Source organism: Roseisalinus antarcticus (assembly GCF_900172355.1).
In the GTDB taxonomy this organism is placed as follows: Bacteria; Pseudomonadota; Alphaproteobacteria; order Rhodobacterales; family Rhodobacteraceae; genus Oceanicola; species Oceanicola antarcticus_A.
On sequence record NZ_FWFZ01000096.1, the window covers coordinates 1 to 2,769 of the forward strand.

The 2,769-nt window shown below is 64.8% G+C and carries 3 protein-coding genes; 2 read left to right on the plus strand and 1 reads right to left on the minus strand.

The features are described from left to right. Positions 1 to 217 (plus strand): hypothetical protein (locus ROA7023_RS24640; protein ID WP_159458652.1); only part of this gene is annotated, 217 nt, incomplete at its 5' end. A gap of 521 nt (positions 218 to 738) precedes the next feature. Here the strand turns inward: ROA7023_RS24640 and ROA7023_RS23245 are convergent. Further along, positions 739 to 2,025, minus strand: coding sequence for an Nramp family divalent metal transporter (locus ROA7023_RS23245; RefSeq protein WP_085881320.1), 1,287 nt, complete (start codon positions 2,023 to 2,025; stop codon positions 739 to 741). Between the two features lie 169 nt (positions 2,026 to 2,194). On the opposite strand from ROA7023_RS23245, the gene mntR reads away from it, so the two are divergent. Beyond that, entirely contained in the window at positions 2,195 to 2,629 is a 435-nt protein-coding gene (gene mntR, locus ROA7023_RS23250; protein ID WP_085881321.1) for a manganese-binding transcriptional regulator MntR, read from the plus strand. Positions 2,630 to 2,769: the final 140 nt, after the last annotated feature.

Here is a 2,769-nt window from a genome sequence, read left to right on the forward strand (position 1 = left end):
GGCGGATGATTTCCTGTTCACGGCGCTGAGCCGCGGCGAGCGGGACGTGATCACCGGGTTCCAGGTCAACGTCGACGAGGTGCTGCTGGACATGTCCCCGCGCGACATCTCGCTGACGGCGAAGGGCGGCGGGACGGAGGCGGTGATCGACGGGCATATCATCTTCCTGCAGGGCATCGCGCCGGCGGATGTGGAGGATGATTTTCGGTTCGTATAGCGGCGGGCGCGGCGACTGCAGTCGTGACGGCGACGGCTCCGTCCACTAAGCAGATCGGACAATTCAGCATCGGCATGACGACGTCGCAGGAAGCGGGAACCCGGCATCGGTTTTCAGGGAACATCCCGCAGGTTGGGTCAGGCCCGGTAACCGGAGAGCGCTGGCCGGAACGGAGCCCTCGGTGACGCACTACCGGGCTCCGAGACCCCTCCGCCACTTCTGCGCGATAGGCCGGCCGGGCGTCACGGCATGTCTCTGCCGAACGATAGCGCGACCTTTGGCAGGACACGGCCGGTCATCGAGGAGCAGCCACGACGTGAAAGGTCGCGTCCTGACCTGACCATCCGACATCGTGGTGGCCCCCTGCCCTCCCCCTCCTTGCGACGCCAACGGCATCTGGCTGACGGTGATCGGCAGAAGCGCCGGCGCCTCTGGATACCTCAGCAGATCGCCCACAAAATGCTGCGTGGAGCGGCCGATGACCGGCACAAGCGCGGATGGATGCGCACCACGATGCGCTTTCACTCGATGAAGCGCGTCGACATCCCGAAGAAATCTGCCAGCAGCACGACGTTCAGGCCCAACACGACGCAGCCACCCAGTATCGCCAGCACGCGCAAACCCACCCCGATCCGGAAATCGCCCATCACGTCGCGCCGGGAGGAAAAGTAGAGCAACGCAAGCATCGGCACCGGCAGCGCGATGGACAGCACCACTTGCGACATCACAAGGGCATCGGTCGGGTTCACACCCGCGGCGACCACCGCGAAAGCCGGCACCATCGTCACGAGCCGGCGCAGCCAGATCGGCACATGGACATGCAGGAACCCCTGCATGATCATCTGCCCGGCCATGGTCCCGACCACGGAGCTTGAGACCCCGGAAGCGATCAGCGACGTCAGAAAGATCCCTGCCGCGGCTGCGCCAAGGAGGGGCGTCAGGGTATGATAGGCCGTCTCTATCTCGGCCACATTGGAATGGCCCTGGTGAAAGGCGCTGGCCGCCATCATCACCATCGCCAGGTTGACCATGCCCGCCACGGCCAGCGCCAGCACGACCTCGGTGTTCGAAAAGCGCAGCAGCGTGCGGCGGTCGGCGTCATTGCGCACCACCGCACGCGATTGCGTCAGGCCGGAATGCAGGTAGATCGCGTGCGGCATGACCGTGGCCCCGATGATGCCGACGGCGATGGTCAGCGCCCCGCTGTCGGGCAGCGCGGGCGTCAACATGCCGATACCGGCCGCGGCCCAGTCGACCGGTGCGATCAGAAGCTGGGCGAGGTAGCACAGCCCGATCACGCCCACCATCGCACCTATGATCAGCTCCATCGGGCGGAACCCGCGCCCCTCGAAGATCAGGATGCCGTAGGTGATGACGGCGGTGATCGCCATGCCGACAACCAGGGGCAGACCGAACAGCAAGGCAAGGCCGATGGCCCCGCCCAGGAACTCGGCAAGGTCGGTGGCCATCGCCGCCACTTCGGATATCGCCCACATCACCCAGACCAGGGGCATCGGCAGATGATCGCGCGACACCTCGGCAAGGTTTCTGCCCGTCACGATGCCAAGCCGCGCGGAGAGCGCCTGAAACAGCATCGCGATCAGGTTGGCCAGCACCACAACCCAGAGCAGCCGGTAGCCATAGCCCGCCCCCGCCTGGATGTTCGTCGCGTAATTGCCCGGGTCCATGTAGGCCACCGAGGCGATGATCGCCGGCCCGGCGAACAGCAACCGACTGCGCCAGCCACGGCCCTCGCCGCTGAGCACGGCCGAAATGCCGGATTGTGCACGCGTTGTGAGGTTCGGCATGCTGAGGCCCCTGTGCCCTTGGATCGCCACGACGACGCCAGTCTTTATAGCCGTTGCTATAACGTCGACAGATGGCAATTCCAACACGGCTTGGCTGACTTCGCGCAATAAGATGCAATAATCCTTAGCCGATGCTATAGGCGGGGTTCGGCAACAAGGATCCGCGCCCATGCCCGACACATTCCTCGACAAGAATCGACCCGCGAACCGCTTTTCCCGCGCCCGTGAGGCGCAGGCGGCGGCGCTGCTTGAGGACTACGTCGAGATGATCGGCGACCTGGCCGCCGAACTTGGCGAGGCGCGCGTCGCCGATATCGCGGTGCGCATGAACGTCTCGCAACCGACGGCGACCAAGTCGATTGCCCGGCTCAAACGTGAAGGACTTGCCACGTCGCGGCCCTATCGCGGGGTATTTCTGACCGACGCCGGCGCACGGTTGGCGGACCGTGTCCGCGCCCGCCACCGCACCGTGGTCGCCTTCCTGATCAGGATGGGGGTGCCCGACGAGATCGCCGAACTCGACGCGGAAGGGATCGAACATCACGTGTCCCAGGTGACGCTGTCGGCCTTCGAGGCCGTGTTGAAGCGCGATGACCGCGCGTGATCGACCCTCAATCTGTGAACAAGCATGCAATTTTGACCCCGTAGCGGGGTGATCGGCGTCCAAAAGTGACCCCCTTGCACTGATTTGGATAATGCCCCCGAGGCTATCGGGGAGCACAGTGTGGGATGTTGGTTGTGGAG

What these genes read in the sequence shown, in the direction of transcription:
- ROA7023_RS23245 (WP_085881320.1), bottom strand. Translation starts at nt 2,025, where the DNA reads ATGCCGAACCTCACAACGCGTGCACAATCCGGCATTTCGGCCGTGCTC.
- mntR (WP_085881321.1), top strand. Translation starts at nt 2,195, where the DNA reads ATGCCCGACACATTCCTCGACAAGAATCGACCCGCGAACCGCTTTTCC.